Source organism: Achromobacter sp. AONIH1, assembly GCF_002902905.1.
Classification (GTDB): Bacteria; Pseudomonadota; Gammaproteobacteria; order Burkholderiales; family Burkholderiaceae_B; genus Achromobacter.
The window spans coordinates 2,572,171-2,594,884 of sequence record NZ_CP026124.1 but is presented as its reverse complement, the minus strand read 5'-3'; the positions used below and the strand labels follow the sequence as shown (position 1 = coordinate 2,594,884).

Annotated in this window: 17 protein-coding genes and 1 tRNA gene; 2 read left to right on the top strand and 16 right to left on the bottom strand. The window is 62.8% G+C overall.

From position 1 onward, the window contains the following. Positions 1–48: 48 nt before the first annotated feature. The 3 genes from C2U31_RS11885 to C2U31_RS11875 all read right to left on the bottom strand — a co-directional run bounded on the left by C2U31_RS11885 (position 49) and on the right by C2U31_RS11875 (position 2,198). On the bottom strand, positions 49–648 hold the full coding sequence (locus C2U31_RS11885) for a nitroreductase family protein (protein ID WP_103272973.1): 600 nt from the start codon (positions 646–648) through the stop codon (positions 49–51). 264 nt (positions 649–912) lie between these two features. Further along, positions 913–1,275, bottom strand: a complete 363-nt coding sequence (locus tag C2U31_RS11880; RefSeq protein WP_103272972.1) for a cupin domain-containing protein — start codon at positions 1,273–1,275, stop codon at positions 913–915. 107 nt (positions 1,276–1,382) lie between these two features. Next, the gene (locus C2U31_RS11875) at positions 1,383–2,198 is read right to left on the bottom strand and encodes an AraC family transcriptional regulator (protein WP_103272971.1); all 816 of its coding nucleotides are present in this window, start codon (positions 2,196–2,198) and stop codon (positions 1,383–1,385) included. Positions 2,199–2,500: 302 nt separating this feature from the next. Between C2U31_RS11875 and C2U31_RS11870 the strand changes: the two genes are divergently transcribed. Both C2U31_RS11870 and C2U31_RS11865 read left to right on the top strand, forming a co-directional pair. Beyond that, the gene (locus tag C2U31_RS11870) at positions 2,501–2,971 is read left to right on the top strand and encodes a tripartite tricarboxylate transporter TctB family protein (protein ID WP_103272970.1); all 471 of its coding nucleotides are present in this window, start codon (positions 2,501–2,503) and stop codon (positions 2,969–2,971) included. 6 nt (positions 2,972–2,977) lie between these two features. Beyond that, complete coding sequence (locus C2U31_RS11865; RefSeq protein WP_103272969.1) at positions 2,978–4,504, top strand: tripartite tricarboxylate transporter permease; 1,527 nt, start codon at positions 2,978–2,980, stop codon at positions 4,502–4,504. Between the two features lie 361 nt (positions 4,505–4,865). On the opposite strand, the gene C2U31_RS30510 is transcribed toward C2U31_RS11865, so the two are convergent. From C2U31_RS30510 to secG, 13 genes are all read right to left on the bottom strand, one after another. Beyond that, entirely contained in the window at positions 4,866–6,110 is a 1,245-nt protein-coding gene (locus C2U31_RS30510) for a hypothetical protein (protein WP_158658356.1), read from the bottom strand. A gap of 49 nt (positions 6,111–6,159) precedes the next feature. Continuing rightward, the gene (locus C2U31_RS11850) at positions 6,160–6,663 is read right to left on the bottom strand and encodes a hypothetical protein (RefSeq protein WP_103272966.1); all 504 of its coding nucleotides are present in this window, start codon (positions 6,661–6,663) and stop codon (positions 6,160–6,162) included. After that, on the bottom strand, positions 6,660–7,397 hold the full coding sequence (locus C2U31_RS11845; RefSeq protein WP_103272965.1) for a hypothetical protein: 738 nt from the start codon (positions 7,395–7,397) through the stop codon (positions 6,660–6,662). The genes C2U31_RS11850 and C2U31_RS11845 overlap by 4 nt, the downstream gene beginning before the upstream one ends. Before the next feature lie 16 nt (positions 7,398–7,413). Further along, the gene (locus tag C2U31_RS11840; protein ID WP_199770986.1) at positions 7,414–9,024 is read right to left on the bottom strand and encodes an SUMF1/EgtB/PvdO family nonheme iron enzyme; all 1,611 of its coding nucleotides are present in this window, start codon (positions 9,022–9,024) and stop codon (positions 7,414–7,416) included. Further along, positions 9,014–10,225 (bottom strand): ABC transporter permease, encoded by a 1,212-nt coding sequence (locus tag C2U31_RS11835; RefSeq protein ID WP_103272963.1) that lies wholly within the window; start codon positions 10,223–10,225, stop codon positions 9,014–9,016. Before C2U31_RS11835 ends, C2U31_RS11840 begins: the two co-directional genes overlap by 11 nt. Beyond that, positions 10,225–10,926: an ABC transporter ATP-binding protein gene (locus tag C2U31_RS11830; protein ID WP_103272962.1), complete on the bottom strand. Its 702-nt coding sequence runs from the start codon at positions 10,924–10,926 to the stop codon at positions 10,225–10,227. Before C2U31_RS11830 ends, C2U31_RS11835 begins: the two co-directional genes overlap by 1 nt. A gap of 10 nt (positions 10,927–10,936) precedes the next feature. Continuing rightward, positions 10,937–12,901 (bottom strand): vWA domain-containing protein, encoded by a 1,965-nt coding sequence (locus C2U31_RS11825; RefSeq protein ID WP_103272961.1) that lies wholly within the window; start codon positions 12,899–12,901, stop codon positions 10,937–10,939. After that, on the bottom strand, positions 12,898–13,896 hold the full coding sequence (locus tag C2U31_RS11820; protein ID WP_103272960.1) for a hypothetical protein: 999 nt from the start codon (positions 13,894–13,896) through the stop codon (positions 12,898–12,900). The genes C2U31_RS11825 and C2U31_RS11820 overlap by 4 nt, the downstream gene beginning before the upstream one ends. 3 nt (positions 13,897–13,899) lie before the next feature. Further along, on the bottom strand, positions 13,900–16,599 hold the full coding sequence (locus tag C2U31_RS11815; protein WP_103272959.1) for a virulence factor SrfC family protein: 2,700 nt from the start codon (positions 16,597–16,599) through the stop codon (positions 13,900–13,902). An 18-nt stretch (positions 16,600–16,617) separates the two neighbouring features. After that, positions 16,618–19,779 (bottom strand): virulence factor SrfB, encoded by a 3,162-nt coding sequence (locus C2U31_RS11810; RefSeq protein ID WP_103272958.1) that lies wholly within the window; start codon positions 19,777–19,779, stop codon positions 16,618–16,620. An 18-nt stretch (positions 19,780–19,797) separates the two neighbouring features. Next, the gene (locus tag C2U31_RS11805) at positions 19,798–21,204 is read right to left on the bottom strand and encodes an SrfA family protein (protein WP_103272957.1); all 1,407 of its coding nucleotides are present in this window, start codon (positions 21,202–21,204) and stop codon (positions 19,798–19,800) included. A 677-nt stretch (positions 21,205–21,881) separates the two neighbouring features. Further along, positions 21,882–21,966, bottom strand: a tRNA-Leu gene (locus C2U31_RS11800). Positions 21,967–22,216: 250 nt separating this feature from the next. Further along, a complete protein-coding gene (gene secG / locus C2U31_RS11795) occupies positions 22,217–22,714 on the bottom strand; it encodes a preprotein translocase subunit SecG (RefSeq protein ID WP_103272956.1) in 498 nt (165 codons plus the stop codon).

The window sequence follows — 22,714 nt, the reverse complement described above, 5'->3', positions numbered from 1 at the left end:
CGGGCGCGGGTTTCGCGCAAAACCGGCGGGGCGCAGGCCCCACCAGGCTTAGCCGGCCACGCGGAAGCGCTCGGCGTCGTCCATGAAGGCCTTTTCGCCGAAGCCGGCTTCGTTCGAGCCGAACGGCATCTGCGCGCGCAGCTTCCAGCTGGCGGGAATGTTCCACTCGCGCGCCACGTCGGCGTCGACCAGCGGGTTGTAGTGCTGCAGGCTGGCGCCCACGCCGGCGTTGGCCAGCGCGGCCCAGACCGACAGCTGGGCCATGCCGCCAGCCTGTTCCGACCAGACCGGGAAGTTGTCGGCGTACAGCGCGAACTTCTCTTGCAGGCTGCGGACCACGTCCTGGTCTTCGAAGAACAGGATGGTGCCGGCGCCGGCGGCGAAGCTCTTGAGCTTGGCTTCGGTCTTGTCGAAGCCTTCGGCCGGGGCGACCTTGCGCACGGCTTCGATGGCCAGATCCCAGAGCTTCACGCTTTCGGCGCCGAACAGCACCAGCGCGCGCGAGCTTTGCGAGTTGAACGACGAGGGGCTGTGCTTGACCGCGTCCTTGACCAGGGCGACCAGCTCTTCCTTGGACAGGGACAGGTTGCGGCCCAGCGCGTACTGCGTGCGGCGCTTCTTCAGCGCGTCGATATAAGCGTTGCTCATGAGAATATTGCCTTTCGACTGGTAGATAGAGAGTTCGATGTGGACGAATTCTACCGTCGGGCACATGACATGAACCATCGGAAACGCATGTTCTGGTCGGAACAAACTGTTCTACCGATGGTGTTAATCCCGCCTCGCTTTCATCACCGACAGGACAGCGCGCCGGCGCTGACCGGACCTTGCCTGCGGACTTCCAGCGCCGTACAACCCCTGGGCGCGCCACCGGCGCGCGCCAGGGCATCGCCGCCGGCACGACGTTCCCGCCTAGATCCACACATCGTTTGGCGCGGTCCGCTCCCCTTCCCGGTCGCCGGTATTGCGCACCCCGCGCGGCTCGATCAGCAGGACGCAGGCTTCGCGCTCGGCATGGGGCCTGTGTTCGACGCCGCGCGGCACCACCGCCATTTCCCCTGCCGCCAGCGTCACGGCGCCGTCGCGCAGGTCGATGCGCAGCTCGCCGTCGATGACGATGAAGGTCTCGTCGGTATCGGCGTGCGAGTGCCAGACAAACTCGCCCTGGATCTTGACGAGCTTGAACTGGTAGTCGTTCATCTCGGCAATGACCTTGGGCGTCCATTGCTCCTTGATGAGGTTGAACTTGCGGGCGAAATTGATGGCGGCGGACATGCTGCGACTCCTGGAATGTGAAAACTCCAGGCTACCGGTCGACGGGATAGCGGTCTTGTAAGATCGTGCAGCTTGGGCGGCCCTGCCTGGCCGCACCGCTGCACGTCTCAGGCGCCCGCCCTCAGCATCGCCAGCCAGCGCCCCGGCGGCATGCCATAGGCTGCCGAGAAATGGCGGCTCATGTGGCTCTGATCGGTGAACCCCGCGGCCAGCGCGGCCTCGGCCAGGCCCTGCCCCGCCAGCATCAGCCGGCGGCACACATCCAGCCGACGCAGCGTGGCATAGCGATAGGGGCTGACGCCGTACAGCGCGCGGAAATCGCGCGACAGGCTCCAGCGGTCGCGACCGCTGGCTGCTTCCAGGTCCGCCAAGGTCAGCCGGCCGGCCAATCCATCATGGATGCGCTGGCGTGCCCGCTCGGCCGCGCCATAGTCGAACGCGCGGCGACCGCCACGCTGGCCGGCGACGGTGGCCAGCGCTTGCGCCAGATCGTAGAGCGCGTCCGCCTCTTCCAGCGGATCCAGGGGCTGGCTCATCGTCCGCAGCAGCGGCTCGGCAGCCGCGCGCAGGCGCGGATCGTCGGACAGACCGCCCGGCACGAAAGGCAGGGGCTGCCCGCCCAGCATGCGCTGCACCAGGGCGGGCTCGACATAGAGCATGCGATAGCGAAAACCCGCGTCGGTGCCGGCCTGACCGTCGTGCGCCTCGTCCGGATGAAGCACCAGCGTGCCGCCGGGCAGGCTGTGGCGCAGTCCGCGCCGGTAGTGAAAGCTCTGCACGCCGGACAAGGTGCGGCCGATGGCATAGGTGTCGTGGCGATGCATCTCATAGCCGCGACCGCCGAAATAGGCTTCGATCCGTTCCAGCCCGGCGGTCCGCGGGGCGCGCGCCACCCAATCCTTTCGCCTGTCTTTGCCGTCCATGCACTCGCCCCCGCCGTCCCCGGGCCGGCAACAAGCCGGCTCCGGCTTCATGGTAGCAAGCCCGCGAACCCTGCCCTTCCGCAAGCCGCCCCAGGCCCGCGCCCGCGCTTGGCGGCACCGGGGATTTCCCTTGGTTTTCCCCCGCGATGCCCCGAGCAGCCATCCGATTCCGCCGCAGTGAAAGCCAATCGGAAGTCTCGCTCCCTAGACTCGCGTTCAACTGAAATTCAGTTTCTTTTAAACCAAGCGTCAGCAAGGCGTGCGTCCGGCGCCTGCATGCCGCAAAAAGGGAGGATCGAACCATGCAGCAACAATCCCGCGCCGTGCGGCGCGAATGGTGGGCCGGAGGCGCGATGATCGCGCTGGGGCTGGGCACCGCCATCCACGCGGCCAGCTACAACGTCGGCTCGCTGGCCCGCATGGGCCCGGGCATGTTCCCGATGATCCTGGGCGTGCTGCTGGCGCTGCTGGGCGCGGCCATCGTGCGGGCCGGCTACGCGCCGCAGGCGGCAGACGAAGAGGCCGAGGTCGACGCGGCGCCGGACTGGCGCGGCTGGGGCTGCATCATCGGCGGACTGCTGGCCTTCATCGCGCTGGGCAAGTTCGGCGGCCTGGTGCCGGCCACGCTGGCGCTGGTGTTCATCTCGGCGCTGGGCGACCGCCAGCACACGGTCAAGAGCGCGGCGCTGCTGTCCGTGGGCGTGACGCTGCTGGGCCTGGCCGTGTTCTCCTGGGGGCTGCAGTTGCAGTTCCCGCTGTTCCGTTGGGGTTGATCGGCCATGGAAATCTTCAACAACCTGATGCACGGGTTCTCCATCGCCTTCGCGCTCGACAACCTGATGTGGGCGGCCTTCGGCGTGTTCATGGGCAACCTGATCGGCGTGCTGCCCGGCATGGGCGTGCTGGCCGCCATCTCCATTCTGCTGCCGCTGACCTACACCATGACGCCGACCGCGGCGCTGGTGATGCTGTCGGGCATCTACTACGGCTCGCAGTATGGCGGCGGCATCACCTCCATCATGCTGAACCTGCCCGGCACGGCCTCGCACGCGGTCGCCTGCCTGGACGGCAATCCGCTGGCGCGCAACGGCAAGGCCGGCTCGGCGCTGTTCATGCTGATGTTCTCGTCGTTCTTCGGCGCCTCGATCGGCATTCTGGCGATGATCCTGTTCTCGCCGCTGCTGGTGGACGTGGCCTTCAAGTTCGGCCCGGCCGAGTACTTCTCGATGATGATGCTGGGCCTGTTGGCCGGCGCCACGCTGGCCAAGGGCTCGGCCATCAAGGGCGTGGCCATGGTGGTGGTGGGACTGTTGCTGGGCGTGGTCGGCACCGACGTCAATACCGGCGTGATGCGCTTTCACTTCGGCGTGCTGGAACTGAGCGACGGGCTGCAGATCGTGGCGCTGGCGATGGGGCTGTTCGGCGTGGCCGACTTCCTGAAGAACATCAACCGGCTGGGCGGCGACGCCAAGGTCACCGCCGCCAAGATCAGCATGAAGTCCATGCGCCCCGAGGCCGGCGACATCAAGCAGTCGCGCGGCGCGCTGGTGCGCGGCACGGCCATCGGCGCGGCCTTCGGCATCCTGCCCGGCACCGGGCCGACCATCGCGTCCTTCATCTCGTATGCCACCGAGAAGAAGGTCGCGCGCGACCCGCGCCGCTTCGGCCGCGGCGCCATCGAAGGCATCGCCGCGCCCGAGGCCGCCACCAGCGCGTCCACGCAGACCGGCTTCATCCCGACCATGAGCCTGGGCATCCCCGGCGATCCGGTCATGGCGCTGATGCTGGGCGCGCTCATCATCCACGGCATCCAGCCCGGACCGCAGATGATGGTCGAGCACGCCGACATGTTCTGGGGGCTGATCGCCAGCTTCTGGGTCGGCAACATCCTGCTGCTGTTGCTGAACCTGCCACTGATCGGCATGTGGGTGCGGCTACTGACGGTGCCGTTCCGCTACCTGTTCCCGGCGGCGCTGTTCTTCGTCTGCGTGGGCGTGTACAGCACCAACAACAACCTGTTCGACGTGGGCATGGTGACGCTGTTCGGCGTGGCCGGCTACGCGCTGATGCGGCTGCGCTTCGAACCCGCGCCGCTGCTGCTGGGCTTCGTGCTGGGACCGATGGTGGAAGAGAACTTCCGCCGCGCGCTGCTGCTGTCGCGCGGCGAACTGTCGATCTTCGTGACGCGCCCCATCAGCCTGGGCTTCGTGGCCGCCTGCGTGCTGCTGATCTGCCTGTTGATGGTCTCGGCGGTGCGGCAGCGGCGGCGTCGGGAAGTGTCGTTGCTGGCGGCGCAAGACCGCTAGGGGATATGGCATCGCGCCGCACGCCAGCCGGTACGCGCCCGGCCTGGCGGCCGCGTTGCCGCACAGGCGGCGCAGCAGGGCCTTCTGCACCCGACCGATATAGCCGCTGAAATCCGCGTCGCCGCTGCGCGGGCAGCGCACAGGCATGGCGCTCTCCGGCCAGACGGTCCGCTTGCACGGCAGCGGACGGCGGCTCACCCCCGCCGTTCGCCAGGGTGGACGCCTCGGGGTACATCAGACACACTCCTGCCGGTGCCAACACACTGAGCAGTGCCGGGATGCAACTCATCGCGCGAAATCGGGCATGGGATGGGGCAAATGGCCCTGCCATGACAATTGCGGCAGAGGGGTGGCCGGGATCTCAGGGGGCTCGCCGGGATTCTCCCACGGGAGCCAGCATCCTTGCCGTTTCCCGGGAAAGATCGACGCTCTTCTCGTCGCGCTTCACGTCACCCCAGATATACGAACCCACGCGTGGCAGCTTGCCCACGCATTCCGCCACGCCATGCGTATCGCTCAGGTCCACGATATTGACCCGTAGCCGGGGCTTTTCCCGGATGATCTGCTTTACGTACGCGCAGATGTCCTGGCCGCACGCGTCCGTACCTCCCAGGAACAGGAAAACCAGGGCGTCGCGCTTGACGCCGTCCACGGATGCCGCCGCCATCTTGAGGCCTTCGACCAAGGCGGCTTTCCCGTCGTCCGGCGCTCCTTGCACCGTCTTCAACAGATCCGGGCGCTTCTGCGCCGGAAATACGCCATGGCCCACAGGCGATCTGCACTCACCAGCAGGAAACGTGAATAGTTGCGTATCGGTATCCTTGGGCAACCTGCCGACGATCCGCTGGATCTCACCGCGCCCGATAGCCGTGCGAGACAGACCGCCTCTCTTGTTCGGCTGCGAACTCATGCGATCCGACGTTTCCAGGACAAAGGCGAGCTCCGTAGGCCACTCGGAATCTCGTTTGGGCTCGGGCTTTGGCTCTGGCTTGGGTTCGGGTCTTGATTCTGGCACCGGCACAGGCACAGGCACCGGTACGGGCACGGGCACGGGAGCAACGGCCGCAACGGACGGCGGCGCCACGGGATGCCTGAACCACCACCACAGCACGGCAAGCATCGCCGCCAGAAGGAGCAGCGCGCCCAGCGCCACGCGCCACCAACGCACCGGCGGCGCGCTGGGCGCCACCGCGATGATGGGTGGGGGCTCAGGATCCTGTTGCAGGCGCACCAACAATCGCCCGTCGACGCTGTACAGTCTGTCCAGCGCCGGCGGCGTGCGCAGCGCCTCGATCTGTCCGGCCTGTTCGGCCAGTCCTCTCGCACGCATGGCCTCGATCAGGCCATCGAGCGTGGCAAGGTGGGCATCGTAAGCACGCAGCAGCGCCTGCTGAGCGTCGGCGCTCAAGGCTGCATAGGACGTCACCATTCCCTGCTGCGACGTCCACCATTCGAGCACGCCATCCGCGCCCAGCTGCGGGGTGGCGTATACCGCGGCAACCCCCGGCGGGAAGTGCTTGCGAATGAGCGCAATCCGCTGTCCGTAGGCGCTGGACAGCGCCGACTGGGACATGTTCCCTCCCAGGTCCCTAAAAAAGCGTTGCATGACGATGTCTCGAATGATGGGCGTTGCAGGGCGCGGGTATGCGATTTCGCTAGGGAACGAGCTCCATGCTCTTCTGCAGCTTGTAGACCTCGGCCTGCTTGGCCTTGATCTGCGCCTCCAGGGCGGCATCCGAGGCGTTGACGTTGACCGGCGTCTTCAACGCCTTTTCGGACTGGGCCAACTGCCGCTTGAGCTCCGCACTGTGCTGTGACTTGGCCCTGGCCTGATCCAGCAGCTTCTTCACTGAAGCCGACAACGCGTCGCGCGCCTTGGTTTTCTCCGCTACGGACTTGCCGATAGCCTCACGCTGAGCTTCCAGATCGGCCAGCACCTGCCTGGCCTGGGCGTTCTCGACCTGAGCCGCCCTCACCTCGTCCTCGCGCTGAGCGACGTGCTTGCCATAGCCTCCGCCCGCGTCGCAGTTCATCTTGGTCAGAAAACCCGCATTCCTGTTCGAGGGATCGCAATCGGCCGCCGTGGTGGCGCAGCCCGCCAACACGACCAGAGTCAGGACGGGCACGGCCCGCAGGATTCGAATTGACATGCGCGTCATGCCTTCTGCTCCCCGAGATCAATGGCGCTACGCAGGGCGAAGTAGCTGTCCGCTTCCTTGTTGAGTTGGGCAATCTTGGTCTCCAGCGCGGCGAGCTGCTGCTGCATTTCCCGGGTTTCCTTGGCGGAGCCTCGGGTCTGCGCGCCAGCCTGGCGATACTGGTCGGCCACATTCTTCATATTGCTCAGATCCTTCTTGATGACGCCGATGTTGGCGTCGATCTGCGCGAGTTCCTTCTTCGCGGCGGCCTGATCGCCGGTCTTGGCCGTAATGTCGGACTGGAGCCTCTCCAACTTCCTCTTGTCATCGGCCATCACGGCCTTGATGGAATTGCTGCGTGCCTGCACTTTCTGCGTATCGGTCTTGATGTCATCGCCCATCGCCTTGAGCTGGTCGGACGTGTTCTGGTACTGGCCGCGGCGGACATCCAGGTAGTAGTTGGCGCCCATCGCCACGCCGCAAGCCGCGACCGCGCCAACCACGGCGGCCGTCCCCTTGTTCTTTCCTCCCGCCAGCAGGCCTACCACCGCGCCCGCTGCCGCGCCCATCATGCAAGCCTCCAGGCCAGACTGACTGAAGAACTTTGCGTCGTTGCCCTGCGTCAGGCGGGGATCCGGCCTGACACCTTTGCCAAGCATGGAACTGCCCGTACTGGCGCATCCGCTGATCGCCACCGAGCAAGCCACCATGAGCGCGACGGGTATACGCTTCCACTTCTGTGCGAGAAAAGACATATGAACTCCTTGGTTTTTATTTATTGACGGCTATACACGAATCCAGCCACGCGGCGCGGTCGATTTTCCTGTTCCCCAGATATGCCTTCTGATGCGACCAATAGGCGACGAGGAACGGCCGCAGACCGTTGAGCTGCTTGTTCTGTTCGAACATCTTGTCCAAGACAGGCACCTGCCTGGCCAGGTTGTCCGCGCCATAGAGAATGGCGGAGTCGACCAGGCTGCTGGCGTAGTACTGGGTCACGCCTTCCACCCGGCGTTCATGGTTCGTGAGCAACTGCTTGCGGCGTTCGCAGGTGGCATCCGCATTTCCGCCCTCGCAGGTGGATTTGTAGACGTCACGCAGGAAATTGCGATGTTCGCCGTCATCCTTGAGCTTCGTGCACAGGAATGCGCCCAGGTTCAGGCTGGCCCGGATAGCCTGGTCGCGCGCTTCTTCCTGTTGCTGATTGCTGGCACGCAGCTTGCCTTCCAGGCTGGCCAGTTGCTCCTTCAATTTCTTGTCCGTGACCGTTCCGGCCAGCGTGTTCAGTTCCCTCACGGCCGAAGCGCCCTTCTCGGATGCATCCGACGACACCTGACCGTCGCCCAACTTGTTGTAGCTGTCTTCCAGGTCCTTGACGTGCTTGGCGGATGTCATCTCTCTGGACGCTATCACCCAGCGGAAACCCACGGTCTTCTCCTGGATCTCGCCGTTCTCATCATAGAGATTGCCCTCGCGGCGCAAGGCTGCGCGCAGGTCCGATTCCGGCTGCATGTAGTCCGAACCGCGGATCACGTAGCTGCCTGCGGAGCCGTACTGGCGATCGAACTTGTTGAGCCGGAACGCGTCCAGCGTCATTTCGGAAACGTTGCCCAGCATGTCGTGCAGCCCCAGCGGGTTGGGCAGTAGCACGCCGATGCGGTTGATCTTGCTGTTGGAGGACTGCGTCCCGCCAAACCACTCGTATTGGTTGATCTTCCCGTCCGGCATGGGATATCGTGGCTCGGCGAACTCGGCGGCATTGACCTTGATGCCGCCGCGCGCCGCAAACTCCCACTCGACCTCGGTGGGCAGCCGCACAAAGCCGGAAATCAGATCCTCCTTGGGCAGCACTCCCTTTGCATGCTGGCGCAGCCAGACGTTGTACTGGTGCGCCGTGCGCAAGGCGTCGAACCAATTTACGTTGGTGACGGGAAAGCGCCCATCCGAGGCCTCGGGATTTGGACACTGCGCAGCGCCACCATTGAGAGTATTCAAGGCCTGATACTGCGAGATCGTCAGTTCATACTTGGCCATCAGGTAATAGCTGGACTTCGACTTCTTGTCCGAGCTGCTTTCAGTGAATCCGCCGGCGATGAACGCCGGGCGGCTCTTTTCCACGAAAGAGTAGGCGCCGCCCTCCTGCCCCACCTGGATGGGCAGGTCGGCCAGCGGCCCGCCTACCGGGACGATCACTTTCCTGAAGACAATGCCGCCGTCGCACGGCAATGGCAGCACGATATCGCCGTCCGCCGGACGCGGATTGTAGAAGCGCGCATCCCATTTCGGCTTGGCGACCGGTGCATCCGCGGCCTGCACTGCGTGGCATGCCGGCAACGCCAGCAGCACTGAAACGCCCCATCGGGCAAGCAATCTATATTTCACGCAGACTCTCCGCGGGTTGAATACGTTTGGCGCTGGCCGCGCCGATCATTGACGCCAATACCGCTACTCCCAGGGCCAGCATGAACGCCAGCACGCCATGCGCCGGCGTGATCCGGCAGGCGAATTGCCCGGATGACCTGACCACACCGAGCACGCTGTTGAACACGGCGCTCCCCATGAAATACACGGTCAGTCCGGCCCCCATGGCCACGACCGTGAGCGCGATCGCCTGCGTCGCCAGCAGGGTTGCAATCTCACCTCCGCCCAGGCCCAACAGGCGCAGGGTTGCGATATCACGCCGCTTGCGCCTGACATTGGCCAGGAACGCACCCGCCAGCGCCGCCACGCAGCCGGCGATCGCAGTGAGGGAAATAATGCTGAACACCGTCGTCAACAGATGGTTGATCGCCTTTAGATTGCGTATGTCGGCCAGTCGACTGCTGGTCTCGATGCGCCGGTCGATCAGGCTCTGCTCCAGGCCTTCCACGGCATCTAGATCCGTTGCGTAGATGCGTGCGCGGGCAAACCGCTGCCGTGCGCCATTCACGGGCTGGCCGTCCTCGGCGCCCATGGAGGCGATCGCGAATCCGTCCCGATACCATTCCATGTCGCGCAACAGGGCCGGCTGGACGAATGCCGCCGGGCGTTCATAGGCATCGCCGGGCAGAACCGCGAACACGCCAAGCTCAACCACGGCTTGCTGATCCACTCCGTTCATGCGACGCGCGATCCGCATGCGCAGCGTATCCTTCGCCTTGACATCCAGGCGCTGCGCCGCCTGAGCGCTCAATACCACGCCCATGCCGCCCAATGCCGACACGTCCATGCCAGCCAGCAGGGGATCGCCTGCGGACGTAGGCAGCACTTCGACGTTCTCGAGGAATCTGGTCGCGGAGCGGATGAAATCGGCCTGCGTGTTCAGCGAGCGCGTCATGCCCACGACAAAACCAGCGCCCGGCCGCCGAGCCAGTTCATCCACCCACGCCTGGTCATAGCTGCCGCTGCTGAGCATACGGATCTCCAGGTTGCGCGGATCCCTGGCCAATTCATCCTGCATGGAACTCACCACGCCATGCTTTAAGCCAAGCAACAGGAGCAGCGGCGCGATCACCGCCACCAGCGTGGCAATCATGCACAGGGAGACGAGGCGGTCGTGCCAGAGATCCTGGCCTGCCAGTCGAGCGATCTGCCATGCGCGCATCACAATTCCCCGCGCATGCTGAAAGTGCTTAGTCCAGGCTGCAATGCGGGCTCCAAGCACGGCAGGCCGAACCGGCGCACCAGATCCCAATCATGCGACACGACCAGCGTGGCCAAGCCGCAGTCTCGCGCCAGGTCGATGAACAACTGGAACAGCTTGCCCGCATTGTCCGGATCCAGCGCCGAAGTCGGTTCATCGGCCAACAGCACGTCCGGATCGTGCGACAGCGCGCGCACCACCGCCACACGCTGCCGTTCGCCGATCGACAAGTGGGCGGGTCGCTTTTCCAGCAGCCGCCCCAGAGACAGCACCTCGATGGCATGGCGCACGCGCTCGCCATCCGCCGGCAAACTGAGCAGGCGGCGAGGCAGCAGAATATTCTCCCGCACAGACAGGTACGGCAGCAGGCCGCCGGTCTGCAACACAAAACCGATGCGCGATGCGCGCAAGGCTGCCAGGGCGGGCTCGTCATCGCGGCCCAGCAGCGCCGCGACATCGGCGTTTTCTCCCAGCGCATACGCGCGGACCCGCTCGGGCTTCAACAGCAAGCCGATGCCTTCCAACAGAGTGCTTTTGCCACAGCCGCTGCCGCCCACGACCGCCAACACGTCGCCGCGCGCCATGCGCAAGGCTGGCAGACGGACTTCGTAGGCAGAATCGCCCTGCCCGCGCAGCAGGCGCAAATCATCAATAGCAAGCATCGTCTTCCCGTCAGGGCATCATTTCCAGAGGGACGGGGTAGACGTGATCGCGCGGGTCGCTATTCGGCGCAAGAGACACCCAACGGTCTACATCAGCGTTGTAGACCTGGTAATGACGCAGTTTGGTCGACAGATTGCGGATGAATTTCTCCTGGGCCAGGCCATCCCAGCTTTTCCACGTCTGCTCATCCAGATTCAACACCTCGCTATGGTAGGGCAGGCCTTCCAGGTACTCGGCCATGAAACCCATCTCGGCCAACTTCTTGTCCGACTTCTGCAACTGGTTCGGGTCGGCCCCCATTGTCGCCGCCACGTTGCGCAATTGGTTGAACATTTCGGTCGGTGAAATCAGCCCTTGATTGGCGGCATCGACGATCTTCTTCATGATGTCGTTCAAATCGCTGAGCTGCCCCTTGGTCAAAAGCACCCGTACATCGGTCGTCGGCACGGTCTGCTTGATCGGATCGCGGTCGCTGATCCAGGCTTGGAACACGGGCGGCGCCTTGGCGCCAATGCGTTCGCCCAGATATGCCAACTTCATCGCATTGCCAACCAATGCAGCATCCGCCAGCATTTTTTCCTCAGCGGTGACGGGCTTCTTGCCAGGGTCCGCCGCGTTGGCCGCACTGCCGATGGCATCCTCGCCCTGGTAAGCCGCCTTCACCTGTTGAGTGATGGCTTCGGACAAAGCGTCCACCTTCTTGCCGAACTCGTTCACGTCGCCGGCGTTGACCGGGTAATAAAGCGACAGGTTGGTACCGCCATACGAGGACAAATTGCGATACTGGGCTTCCGCGTTCGCATGATTCTTTGCCCCTGCCGGCGTTTTCAGATGCAGCGTGTAGATGGCCACGCCCGGCTTGGCAGCCTCAAGCCGTACCTGGCTGGCACTCATGCCAGTGGAAGAAAGCTTGTCGCCCCCTTCAATGGCGCCCGCATCAGTGATCAACACCACGTAGCGCGCGCCATAAGGCCGCCAGTCGATACTATTGACCGCGTCCATCACGCCGGCATAGGCATCTTCGTCGAACGCACTGCTGGACACCTTGGCCTGCTTTAGCTCGGCCACCTTGGCCATGAAATCTGCGCCATCCTTGACCTTGTTTGGATCGGCGTAGATCTTGCTGACGTACTCCAGCGCAGGCACGGCCTTGGTGCTGGAACGGAAGGCCACCAGGCCGAACTTGACCTTGTCGCCCAGCTTCTCGGCCTCGACCTTGGCGTAGATCTTCCTGACCGCCTCGCGCGTGCGTTCGATGTAGGGGTCCATCGAAATGGTGGAATCGATGACGAACACCACCGCCGAACTGAACTCCTTGATCTGCTTGGTGCGTTCGTGCGCTGTGGACTGATCCTGACCCGCCTTGGCCGAGTCCACTGCGTCCGCGGCGCTGACGGATGCCACGTTCAGCACCCGCACCCGCATGTTCTGTTCCGTCATGACTTCTTCGCCACCGAGAATTGGCAGCAGGTAGAAGTTCTTGGCCATGTCCACAAACAACTCGGGCTCCTGAGCCACGATGCCCGGCGCCTGCCCCTTGGTCTTCAGCTGCTGGCGCACAGGCGCGATCTTTTCGACTGGGTCAATGGCGTTGAACACCGCGTCCAGGGCCGATCGGTCCTTGAAAAACAGCATGCGATCGCGCCCGGCGGGATTGGTGAACGCCAGGGACATCTGCATCCTCCAGTCCACCGTGCACGACCTGTCGAGCCAACCCAGCGTCTTGCCAAAAGAGTCCGGTCCGACCTGCACCCAGCTCTTGCCTGCTTCGTCCTTGCCTGCATAGACGTAGAAGCGGCTGAAAGTCGGCTGCACGGCGCCCGGCTTGCCACCCGGCGCCTCGTGCAATGCGCAACCTGGCGTAGTCAGCACTCGCTGATAGAGCGTTTTCTTGCCTTCCTGCAACAGCGGAGGCGCTGCGTGCGCAGCAGTGACCAGGCTGATAAGGCCCAGGGCCAGGGCAATGTTCCTCATTTCGGCAGATCCTTCAGGCGTGCCAGCGCCTGTGCGTTGTCCTTGTCCTTGTCCAACACGGCCTGATACCAGTACGCAGCTGTAGCGGCGTCCGCCTTGAAGCAAGCGTTTTCCTTGTAGCCCGCGGGGTCGTACTCCTGCGCATAGGCCAGGGCGATGGGCACGTCCCCAGCCTGCGCCCGATTGGCGTAAAGGCGCTGTGCGATCGAACATTTGCCCGCCTCGCGCGCCGCCTGGATGATGCCCAGCATGGCGGCGGCGTCCTTTACGTCACGCACGCAATCCTGCACAAAGGCCATTTCCGCGGCGGAAGCCAGATTCTCCTTCGAGCAGGCAGCGGCCGCAGGCACAGGCGCAGCGGCGGGTGCAGCGGGTTTGGCCGGCGGCTGCGGAGTCTCGTCCTTCTTCATCAAGAACCATGCCGCCACACCCGCGGCGACGAGCAGCGCCAACGCACCGCCGATGATGGCACCCATGCGTTTAGGTTTGGGCATCGTGGGAGCTTGGGGTTCGGCCGGCGCGACGGCCTCCTCCTTGACCACTGACGGTGCGAGCGGCTCCTCGGCGGGCGGCGAGACGGGCTCGGGCGACTTCGGCGCGATATCGACGACGGTGGCCTGCACCGGCGCCTCGCCGGCGGCAGTGGATGGCGTCACATCATTGGGGATCGGACGAACCGGGTACTGCCGCAGTTCACCCCCGGGCTTGCGCACCTCGATGCGGAAGGATGCGTTGCGCCTGACCTCGAGCAGGGCGTCGACGATCGCCGGGCCGACCTCGATGACCAGCCGGCTCTCGCGCGCCTGTCCGTCTCCAAATCGCAACCACTGCTGCTCACCGCTCCACTTGCCCATGGCATCAAGGTGGGCCGGCGACGAATTGCGCCGGATGCTGAGCTCGACGTCCTGCGCGCCGCCGTTCCAACCCTCGACGTGGAGTTCAGCGTAACCTGCGCGCTTGCTGGGCAGCGGATTGAAAGAAACGAATACAGCCATATATCAACCCTTTTTGATGTCGGCGATGATGACGCCCAATGCCTCGTTTTGATCGTCGCTGATTTCCTGCCCAGCCGTGAAGCCGGCATTCTTCATGATCATGTCGATCAGGCACGCCACCCAGTCCTTCAGGAACTCACGCCCCTTGCCCATGTCATTCTTCTCGGGCAGGTCGGGCAGGCCGGAAGCAGAATCCAGCGCCGTGGTCCTGGCGAACACCTTGCCGTTGGCAACCGACGCGCTTGCAGGCTTGGCGCCTTCATTCATATCCAGGTAGCCCAGCCAGGCGATGAAATCGCGCAGCACCATCTGCACGCGCAGCACCTGGCTCATGACCATCTGGTCGCGCTTGGACGCGCTGTCCGTCCGCGAAAGCAGGCTTTGCAACATCTGGGCCGGCAAGTTCAGGCCCAGGGCGTTCTCCCGGTAGGCGGCGTTGCGCAGCTCTTCGACGACGATCTCCAGGATGTCCTGGGGAATGTTCTTCAGCATCGAATGCTGGCGCGTGCGGCCCGGGATCTCGCTCAAGTGGTTCAACCACAGCTTGAACGCAGAATCGGCGAACCAGTGTTCATACGTATCCACTCGCGCGGCATCCGCCGTCGATCCGGCCTGTGCGCTGTCCTCCGCGCCGCCGCCCAACAGGCTGGCGAACAGGTCATCGGCATCGCCGCTGGCGCTGCTAGCAGCCTGCGCCCCGGTCTCGGCAGTCGCCGCCTGCTGCACATCGGCACCGCTCAGATACAGGTTGCGCAACGCCTCGCTCGGCAGCTCCAGCGCATGCATCAATTCCGACAGGATGAAGTAGGCCTTGGGATTGTCGGCGATGCTGCGCAACACCGGAGCGACCTTGTCGGCCAGCGCCCTCTTCTTTTGCCTGGCGCCTTCGGCGTCGCTGCCTTCACGATGAAACAAACCAACGCCCACGTCCACGATCTTGCGATGTGTCTCGTCGAGCTGCATTCCCAAGCGGGCCAGCTTGAACTCGATGTCACTGATATCCGAGATGGCCCCGGCCAGTCGACCCATGCCACCATCATCCAGCTGCATCATCGCATCCCAGGACTCCCCCGCTTGCGGGAAGCGGCCGCGCAGTACGTCCGATTCGACGAAGCTAGCGCGCATCAAACCCAGGATTTCCTTCTTGTCGGGCGACACTCCCACTTCCTTGTCACCCTGCTTGACCGTGAAATCGGTATAAGACGGGGTGCGCACCATGAAGGTATTGCTGAATGGCCTGCCGCCTCGCCAATCCCGCATGAACTCCAGGCTTTCGTAGATCTTGAAAGCGATGTCATTCAGGCCTTTCCACTCCTGATGCCATTTATCCTGCTTCTGCAGCATGTCCGTGACACGCGCATTGAACATGGTCACCGCCCACAGCAATCCCGAGCGTTCGGCGCGGTCTCGGGCGGTATCTCCCTGCGTACGCCTGACCCAGCGGTCGAGCACGGGCACCACCGCGCTCGTTTCGGGCTGCTTGTGCGCGGGCGTGCACAGCACGAGTCCGTTCATTTCCTGGTTCTCGGTGTACAGCTCGAACAGATAGGCAACCTTCCCGCGACGCAGCAGCTCCCCCACGGGGTTGTTCGGAATTTCACTCAGCCTGGCCTTGTCGTAGCGGCCACGGTAGCCCGGAAAATCCAGCAGATCCACAGTCTCCAGGCACTTTTCCCGGGGTGAATTCGCCAACGGAAAAACCAGCTCGGTCGTCAACGCGGCCAGGTGCGAGCGCCGAATGGCGACCGGCTCGCCCAGCTTTCCGTCCTTCACTCCGCGTATCTTGATCATTGCGCTGTCGCCGCCGATCTGATCAAGCATCGTGACATTCATGATGCTGGGCGGACCATCGCTGTGATCCTGCACCGCTTCCAACGGAATATGAGCGACACCGGCGTTGCCGATTTCCTGTAGGCTTTCGGCGATCTGCGCATAGGCTTGCGTTAGCTGCCGCTCCTCGCCCCACAGTATGGAAAAGAACTCCGCGCGGTCGCCGGGAGACAGATAGGGCGCCAGCGCGGCAGCCTGGGGCCAATAGCCGCCCTGCAAATCACCTTCCAATGCCTGGACATGGTTGCCGAACGATTCCACGACGTAGTCCCAAAGGGAAACGACGTCATCGGCGTCGACGCCAGGCTGGCGTTCGCCTCCGGCGCGGCCGGCGAACCGGTCCAGCATGGACTTGCAGCGATTGGCATCGATCTTGTATTCAACCTTGCCCTGGTCGAAGTCCTTGAACCACGCGTTGGCCAGTATCTTGGCCAGGTCGATTTCCCGGAACAACCGGACTTCTATCGGATAGCCGCTATCCTGGATCTCGGGTTTGACGCGCGTGAATCGCGTCACCAGTCCAGTCGCCTCACTGCCGCCCCCGGAGGGGTTGACCGAGGTAAGGAAGTCCACTCGCTGGCCGCCATATTCGGTTTCCAGGCGGCCGTTCTCACCCGCCGCCAGTGTGGAAATCAAATAGGACTTGCCCGCCTGGGACAAGCCGAAAAAGCCGATAGCCATGGGATGGCCAGCCGCCCGCTCCAGGCTGCGCGCCTTGTTGCTCGCCCGGCGCAAACCGTAGATCAGGCCGTCAGCCTTGTCTTCAAGTTTTCGGGAATTCCCGCGCACCGCATCTATCCATGCAATCGCGCGGCCCGCACCTTCATGAATCGCACGCCACTGGCGTGCAAGTTTTTCCTGAGATTCGCTCATGTCGCCATCAACCCTGAATCAACCTTTCACGCTGCCGCTGTCCAGCCAGTAAAAATTCGCCTTCCCGATCCGGAGCTGGGTATTCAATTGCAGCCTGACGCTGGGCTTTCCGCGGCCGTCATCGGTCAAGGGCGCCGTCTTCGCGACCAACAACCGGTCGCTGATCAGGCCTGCCTTGCGTTCCTGGTCAGTCGGCTTGGCCACTTTGAAATACACGCGCCCCGAAGCATGGGACTTGTTCGGATTGGATTCCTGGGAGCGCTTGTATTCCTGCTCCCATTCCCGATCGAAGCCCAGGACATACGTGGGCGTGGCGGGCCAACGTTCGGCCTTCAACTGCCGATAACCCAGGCGGGCGGTGTTTTCAATCTTGAAGGGGATGACCTCGCCATCCGCATCTACTGGCAACTCGATGCTCTGGTCCATGGATGTCTTGCCATCGTCCGACTGCTGCGTACGGATGTCGGAGAACAGCACGTTGCCATGCTTGAGCATGTTGTCATTGCCAATCTCGCCGAAGTAGCGGATCAGCGGTTTCGGCCGGAGCGTGCCGGTATTGATCTTGAAGGTCGGAATACGATTGTTTTCGCACAGCCAGATGACCATGGCGCCGACCGAGGCCGTCGTCTTGGGATCGTCGATGCAGCCCGCCTTGCGGAACGGGAACCAGTCGCCCGTGCGGTAGTTGTGCATGGGCACCAAACGGCCCGGCGGGAGCGGCACTGCCTTGCGTATGACGGCCTGCACGCCTGGCAGCACCGACGGCCTGCCAGTCAGCAACAGTACATCGCAATCGTAGTAGTTGACGATTTCGCACAGGTTCCGCAGGGTATTGCAGATGTCCAGGTTATCCGTCAGGAAGTCGAAATGCATCTTGAGCGGCTCGCAGGTCAGCAGCACGCCCTCTAGATCGAAATTCACCGGCCGGCCGGCAGACTCATTGAGCGCCTTGCCAACGAACCCGCGTACCGCGGCGCTCAAGGGCTGCCTGTCGCACAACCATTCACCTATCGTCTTTTCCTTGCGCTCCGTCGGCACTTCCGGATCGTAGCCCTCATACTCCTTGAGCAGGACCAGCGCCAGGGGATAGAAGCACTGCAGGGTAAGCTGCTGTCGCAGCAGACGTTGCCTTTCGTCATCACCCGTGCTGCCACACAGCACGTCCATCAGCGCGGCGGCATCCCTGGCGCCCGCCGCCTTCAGTGCAACCTCAAGATAGGGCAGCACATATTTTCGAATGACTTCCAGCACTATGTCGTCACCGGCCACCTTGAAACCATCGCGAAAGCGCTGCGTAGGCGTGATGGGAACGAAGCTGTTTGCCGATTGCCGCGCGCCTCGATCGAGCTTGTAGTCGGTAATGACCAGATCGGTCGTGCCACCGCCTATATCCAGCGAAGCCACAGTGATGCACTCACGATCCGCCTTTTCCCGGCGCGCCAGCGCGTCGAAGAACTCTTCGGCATAACCGCTGAAATTCGTCACGACCTCGGTGTACAGATACACCAGCTGTCCGCAGGTCGCCTCGTCCCACTTGATGACGATCTTGGGCAAGGGGAGGACGAAAAGATCAAGCTTCTCGTCCTCGTCGTCCTCGACGGGATCTCCTTCGCCAACATGCCAGCCCATGCTCTTCCATAGCAGGCTCAGGGCACGCTGCGCGTGCTGCTTGAAAATGCCGCGCTCGACTTGTGGCATGCTGGGCGGCACGGTCAGGATGACGGCGCGCAGGTAGCGCGGCAAGGTGCGGTCCTTCTTGCGCGAACGGTATAGCCAGCTGTTGATCTGCGAAACCGCTTGCGCAAACACCTCATTGAGCATGAATCCCATCAATGAACTGCGCGTGTAGTGCGCTTCGAACGCGGGAAAGCCCGAGGTTTCCTCGTCCTCGTAGAGCGGGCACGGCCCATACAGGGGAATGCCCTTTTCATCGATCAGATTCTTCAGGGGACCGAGCGTCGCCCATTCCGGCGATTCGCCCTTGATCGTCGACGAGTTGGGCCGCCATCCGGACTCATACGCATCCTCGGCATCCCACAAATAGCGTTTGGGGCTGGACAGTCCAGTGGATCCTTCTGTTCCTTCCTTGCGCGCGGCCAGGTTGCTTGCTTCGGTGCCGACGCGCGCCATCGAAACCCACACGAACGCGTCATCCCGCCCGCCCTGCATGGACAGATCGTCCTTGCCAAAGCTTACCGGCGCGAACTCCACGCGCGATTCGAACGGATGGTGATAAACATGCTCCGGCCTGGTCATGTCGCGCAAGGTCAGGAAGCTGTAGTCATTTAGCCCATTGTCGTTCTGCTTGTGCTCCTCGATCAGGATGCCGCAGGTACGCGAATTTCCCACGTCCAGCACCAGATCGACCGGGATGCTGCCACCCTTGATGACCTTGCGGCCATCGCTGTTGGGTGCCAACATGTTCAGCACCTTGATGCGCGGCAGCTTGATCTTGACCTTTTCCTTCAGTTCTTTGTTGGAACGCGTGGTAGGCGCAGCTTCGCGCATCAAGCTGAGCAAGTTGAGGTAATGGGCGAGATGTTCCTTCTTCGCCAGCGCCTTCTCGATTTCCCGGTTCTCAAGATCGTCGCGACGTTCGCGGAAAATGCTCTCCAACCATTTGACAACCCACTCCTGCTCGTCCAGGAACCACTCCATTTCGTGCAGATTGAAGGCAAGACGGAACAAGGCGCCGGTTTCCATGTCTTCATCGTAGGGCTCGATGTAGTCACGGGCGTCATCCCTGGCACGGGTACGCGTATCGAAAGCCAAGGTCAGGCGGTGCGTATTGCCATTGGCGTCGGCCTGCGCCAGCTTGACGAAGCGCAGGCGGGCCCAGTTCTTGGGGCCCCGATCGAACTGGCTGTCCGACTTATAGCGAAAGAACGGCACCGGCAACCAAAAGCCGTCGAAAAGCTCCAGGCTTTCCTGCATAGGCAATGAGAACGCAGCCTTGGTTTCGAAGAAGCTTCCTGGTTTGTCTTCATAGCCAGGCTTACCGTCAGCGGGCACATAAAGGCGAATGGGCATCCGGCCCGATGGATGCATGCAGAACTCGCCTTCCGGCTCGCGCTTGAGGTCTGGCAACGCGCACGCCAAATCCAGGAACTGGACGCCTGTATTGCCGAAAAGCTCGACGTTATCCTTGTCAGCATCGTAGGTATCAACAGGGGGCAACATGGCAAATACTCTCGACGATTAGGGTTGGACGCGGCGCATGGATATGGGAAAGCTCTCATTCCCATAATTGCCGGCGCATGAGGCGATGTTGGTCATGCCCGGCTTGCACTGGATCAAGGGCATGTCGTAAGTGCCACCATCCGTGCATCTAGCAGCCACGCTATTGCTGATCGATAGCGCGCCCTTGTCCACTGCAGCGCTGACCGGCGCCGCACATTGCACGCCGTTATGGCGATTGACCGTGACCTGCCCCTCGCCATTCTTGAACTGATAGTGCAAGCGCAACGGTTCACCCGTGTCGCGGTCCTGGATGCCGGCCCCTGCACGCCAGTTGCCGTTGAGGAAATCGGCATTGCCATCGCGGGCATCCGTCGGAATCCGCAGGTCATCCTGGCTGTCGGGCAAGGTAGGAGGCGCGACATAGCCATGCTCGCCAGCCCCTTGCGCAGCCTGCCGAGAGGGCAACGTTCCGGGGCCTTCAACCGCGGACTGCGCGGGCAGCTTTGCGTCACCGTTCGCCGCAACACCTGGAGGCAGTGTGCCGACAGCCGGAGCATCAACCGATGCCGGTGCGTTGGCCACAGAGGCTGCGCCACGCTGCGCGCCGGGTAATGCGAAATCGCCTCCCGTGCCGCTACCCGTCAGCGCTGCGCCACCGGGGATGCCCATACCCGAAGTGCCGGCATGCGGCAGCGACGGCGTGGACAGCTTGACATCTGGCAAGGTCGCGTCACGCGGAGCGGAACCCGGCAAGGATAGGCCCGGCACCAGATTCGGGGCGCAAGCGCGCAGGCCGAACAACAAGGCCAGCAACAGCAGCAGCAGTGCCAGCCAAAGCCACCAACGCTTCCACCATGGCCGGCGTTCGAGCGTCGCGTCAAGGAGGGTGGTAGTCGCCGCCGCCGTTTCAACTGCCGGCGCACGCACTGGCGCGGCCACGGGCACGGCGGGACGCAAGGCATGCAAGGGGTCGAGCGTGCGGTCGGCGCCGTTGTGGACGAATCCCCAGAATGTGATGACGGGCTGCCCGTCGACCAGGAAAACAAAGCTGGAGTCGGGATGATGCAGAATCCACTTCAGCAACTGCCCCAGCAGAGCCGCGTCGTTGCCGCTACCTTTGGCCAGAACGGAGTCGCGCAGTTGCGCAACGCCGGCGCGCACTGCGTCTAACCGGACCAGCGCACCGGCTTGCTCGGTTGCGGTCGCCGCATTCCAGGAGATCACCGAACCGGGAGTCGGCGCATACCAGTCTATGCGGCGACCATTTTCGCTCGGTTGAGGCACCGCGAAATTCACAAGCAAGTCGGGACGCTTGTTTTTCAAAACGGTGAGAATCTGGCTCGCGACCAGATGAATGGCTTGTCCCCGCTCGCCCAGAACATCGAATTGATCGATTTTCTCGCTACGTAATTTTACGCCCAGCATATTTTGTTACTTCTCTGCTACAGATGGCCAGAAATGGGGAACAAACGATGGACCTTGCCCAGCCCTTGAGCAAGACGATCGCCTCAAGCGTTAATTTGAGATAATGTTAGATTATAAGGAATATGTTAACAATGCGTCACAAAAATTTGCATCGTTACCTTCTTTGCCTATTGGTGCCATTCTTGCTGGCGGCCTGCTCGCGAGAACCCGAGTTCGACCGGAACTTCAAGAAAAGCTGCGAAGCGACGAGCTACGGCAAGACTAGCTATTGCGAGTGCGCATTAGGGATCGTGAAGCGGAATATCAAGGGAGACGCGCTATTGACCATGTCCACAAAGGACCTTGAGCCACTGGCCCCCGAAATTCTCGGAACCTGCCCGGCAAAATAATCAGGATGAGGCAATAAAAAACCCACATTTCCATACAAGAAATGCAGGCATTTAATCTAGCCAGACGACGGTTCGAAAAACCCTATTCCGACGGCAACCAGGATCAGGCCATACCCCTGTCGACAAAATGCCGTGGCGGCCAGCCCTTGCAGCAAAGCACATGCCCCATCGATATGGCGGACCAACAAACAAAAACAGCTCACCCACAGGCCCAGATAGCAGAAAACCCGCAATCTCGCGGCGGAGATGCGGGTTTTATACTCCCAGGACGGAGCCCGGACAAATTCTTGGTGCCGACGGCGAGACTCGAACTCGCACAGCTTTCGCCACTACCCCCTCAAGATAGCGTGTCTACCAATTTCACCACGTCGGCGGGGTCATGCGTCTTGCTCGTTGCCTCAAGCCCGAAGGCCGGCACCTGCTATTCGCATGCCATTCTGGCGCTTGTCATGAAGGCAATGCCAGAAAGTCGAGCATTCTAGCATGAAATTACGTAATCAACTCACGCTACTCACGGCCCAATGTGCTTGACGCCCACCAAGCAAAAAGCCGGCTCACGCCGGCTTCTCGCTGCGTAGCCACAGCCGCCCCCTGTGCACAGGGGCCGGCCGCGAGCGCATGCCTTACTTGGCAGGGGTTTGCGCCGGCTTGTCGCCCGAGGCGGGAGCCGCCGGAACCGAAGGCACCGAGGCGTCGGGCTTGGCCGGGGCGGAAGCCGCGCCGGGAACCGACGAAGCGCCAGGAACCGACGAAGCGCCCGGAACCGAGGATGCGCCCGGGACGGACGAGCCGCTGGGAACCGATGCGCCGCCCGGCACCTGGGGCACGGAACGGTCGGCCGGGAAGTTCTGCATCACGCCGCCGTCCAGGACCGAGGAGGAGCCCTTGTGGCTGACATAGGCCAGGCCGGCGGTGGTGGCAAAGAACACGACGGCGGACCACTTGGTCATGCGCGACAGGAAGTTGGCCGCGCCGGTGGCGCCGAACAGGCTGCCGGCCGAGCCGCTGCCAAACGCGGACCCCATGTCGGCGCCTTTGCCTTGCTGCAGCAGGACCAGGATGATGATGGCCAGCGCCGAGATCACTTGGACGGCCAGCAGAACTTTGAGAATCAGGGGCAT

Bases quoted from the DNA above. Each gene is read 5' to 3' on its own strand.
- C2U31_RS11885 (WP_103272973.1), bottom strand. From the start codon at position 648: ATGAGCAACGCTTATATCGACGCGCTGAAGAAGCGCCGCACGCAGTAC.
- C2U31_RS11880 (WP_103272972.1), bottom strand. From the start codon at position 1,275: ATGTCCGCCGCCATCAATTTCGCCCGCAAGTTCAACCTCATCAAGGAG.
- C2U31_RS11875 (WP_103272971.1), bottom strand. From the start codon at position 2,198: ATGGACGGCAAAGACAGGCGAAAGGATTGGGTGGCGCGCGCCCCGCGG.
- C2U31_RS11870 (WP_103272970.1), top strand. From the start codon at position 2,501: ATGCAGCAACAATCCCGCGCCGTGCGGCGCGAATGGTGGGCCGGAGGC.
- C2U31_RS11865 (WP_103272969.1), top strand. From the start codon at position 2,978: ATGGAAATCTTCAACAACCTGATGCACGGGTTCTCCATCGCCTTCGCG.
- C2U31_RS30510 (WP_158658356.1), bottom strand. From the start codon at position 6,110: ATGCAACGCTTTTTTAGGGACCTGGGAGGGAACATGTCCCAGTCGGCG.
- C2U31_RS11850 (WP_103272966.1), bottom strand. From the start codon at position 6,663: ATGACGCGCATGTCAATTCGAATCCTGCGGGCCGTGCCCGTCCTGACT.
- C2U31_RS11845 (WP_103272965.1), bottom strand. From the start codon at position 7,397: ATGTCTTTTCTCGCACAGAAGTGGAAGCGTATACCCGTCGCGCTCATG.
- C2U31_RS11835 (WP_103272963.1), bottom strand. From the start codon at position 10,225: ATGCGCGCATGGCAGATCGCTCGACTGGCAGGCCAGGATCTCTGGCAC.
- C2U31_RS11830 (WP_103272962.1), bottom strand. From the start codon at position 10,926: ATGCTTGCTATTGATGATTTGCGCCTGCTGCGCGGGCAGGGCGATTCT.
- C2U31_RS11825 (WP_103272961.1), bottom strand. From the start codon at position 12,901: ATGAGGAACATTGCCCTGGCCCTGGGCCTTATCAGCCTGGTCACTGCT.
- C2U31_RS11820 (WP_103272960.1), bottom strand. From the start codon at position 13,896: ATGGCTGTATTCGTTTCTTTCAATCCGCTGCCCAGCAAGCGCGCAGGT.
- C2U31_RS11815 (WP_103272959.1), bottom strand. From the start codon at position 16,599: ATGAGCGAATCTCAGGAAAAACTTGCACGCCAGTGGCGTGCGATTCAT.
- C2U31_RS11810 (WP_103272958.1), bottom strand. From the start codon at position 19,779: ATGTTGCCCCCTGTTGATACCTACGATGCTGACAAGGATAACGTCGAG.
- C2U31_RS11805 (WP_103272957.1), bottom strand. From the start codon at position 21,204: ATGCTGGGCGTAAAATTACGTAGCGAGAAAATCGATCAATTCGATGTT.
- secG (WP_103272956.1), bottom strand. From the start codon at position 22,714: ATGCCCCTGATTCTCAAAGTTCTGCTGGCCGTCCAAGTGATCTCGGCG.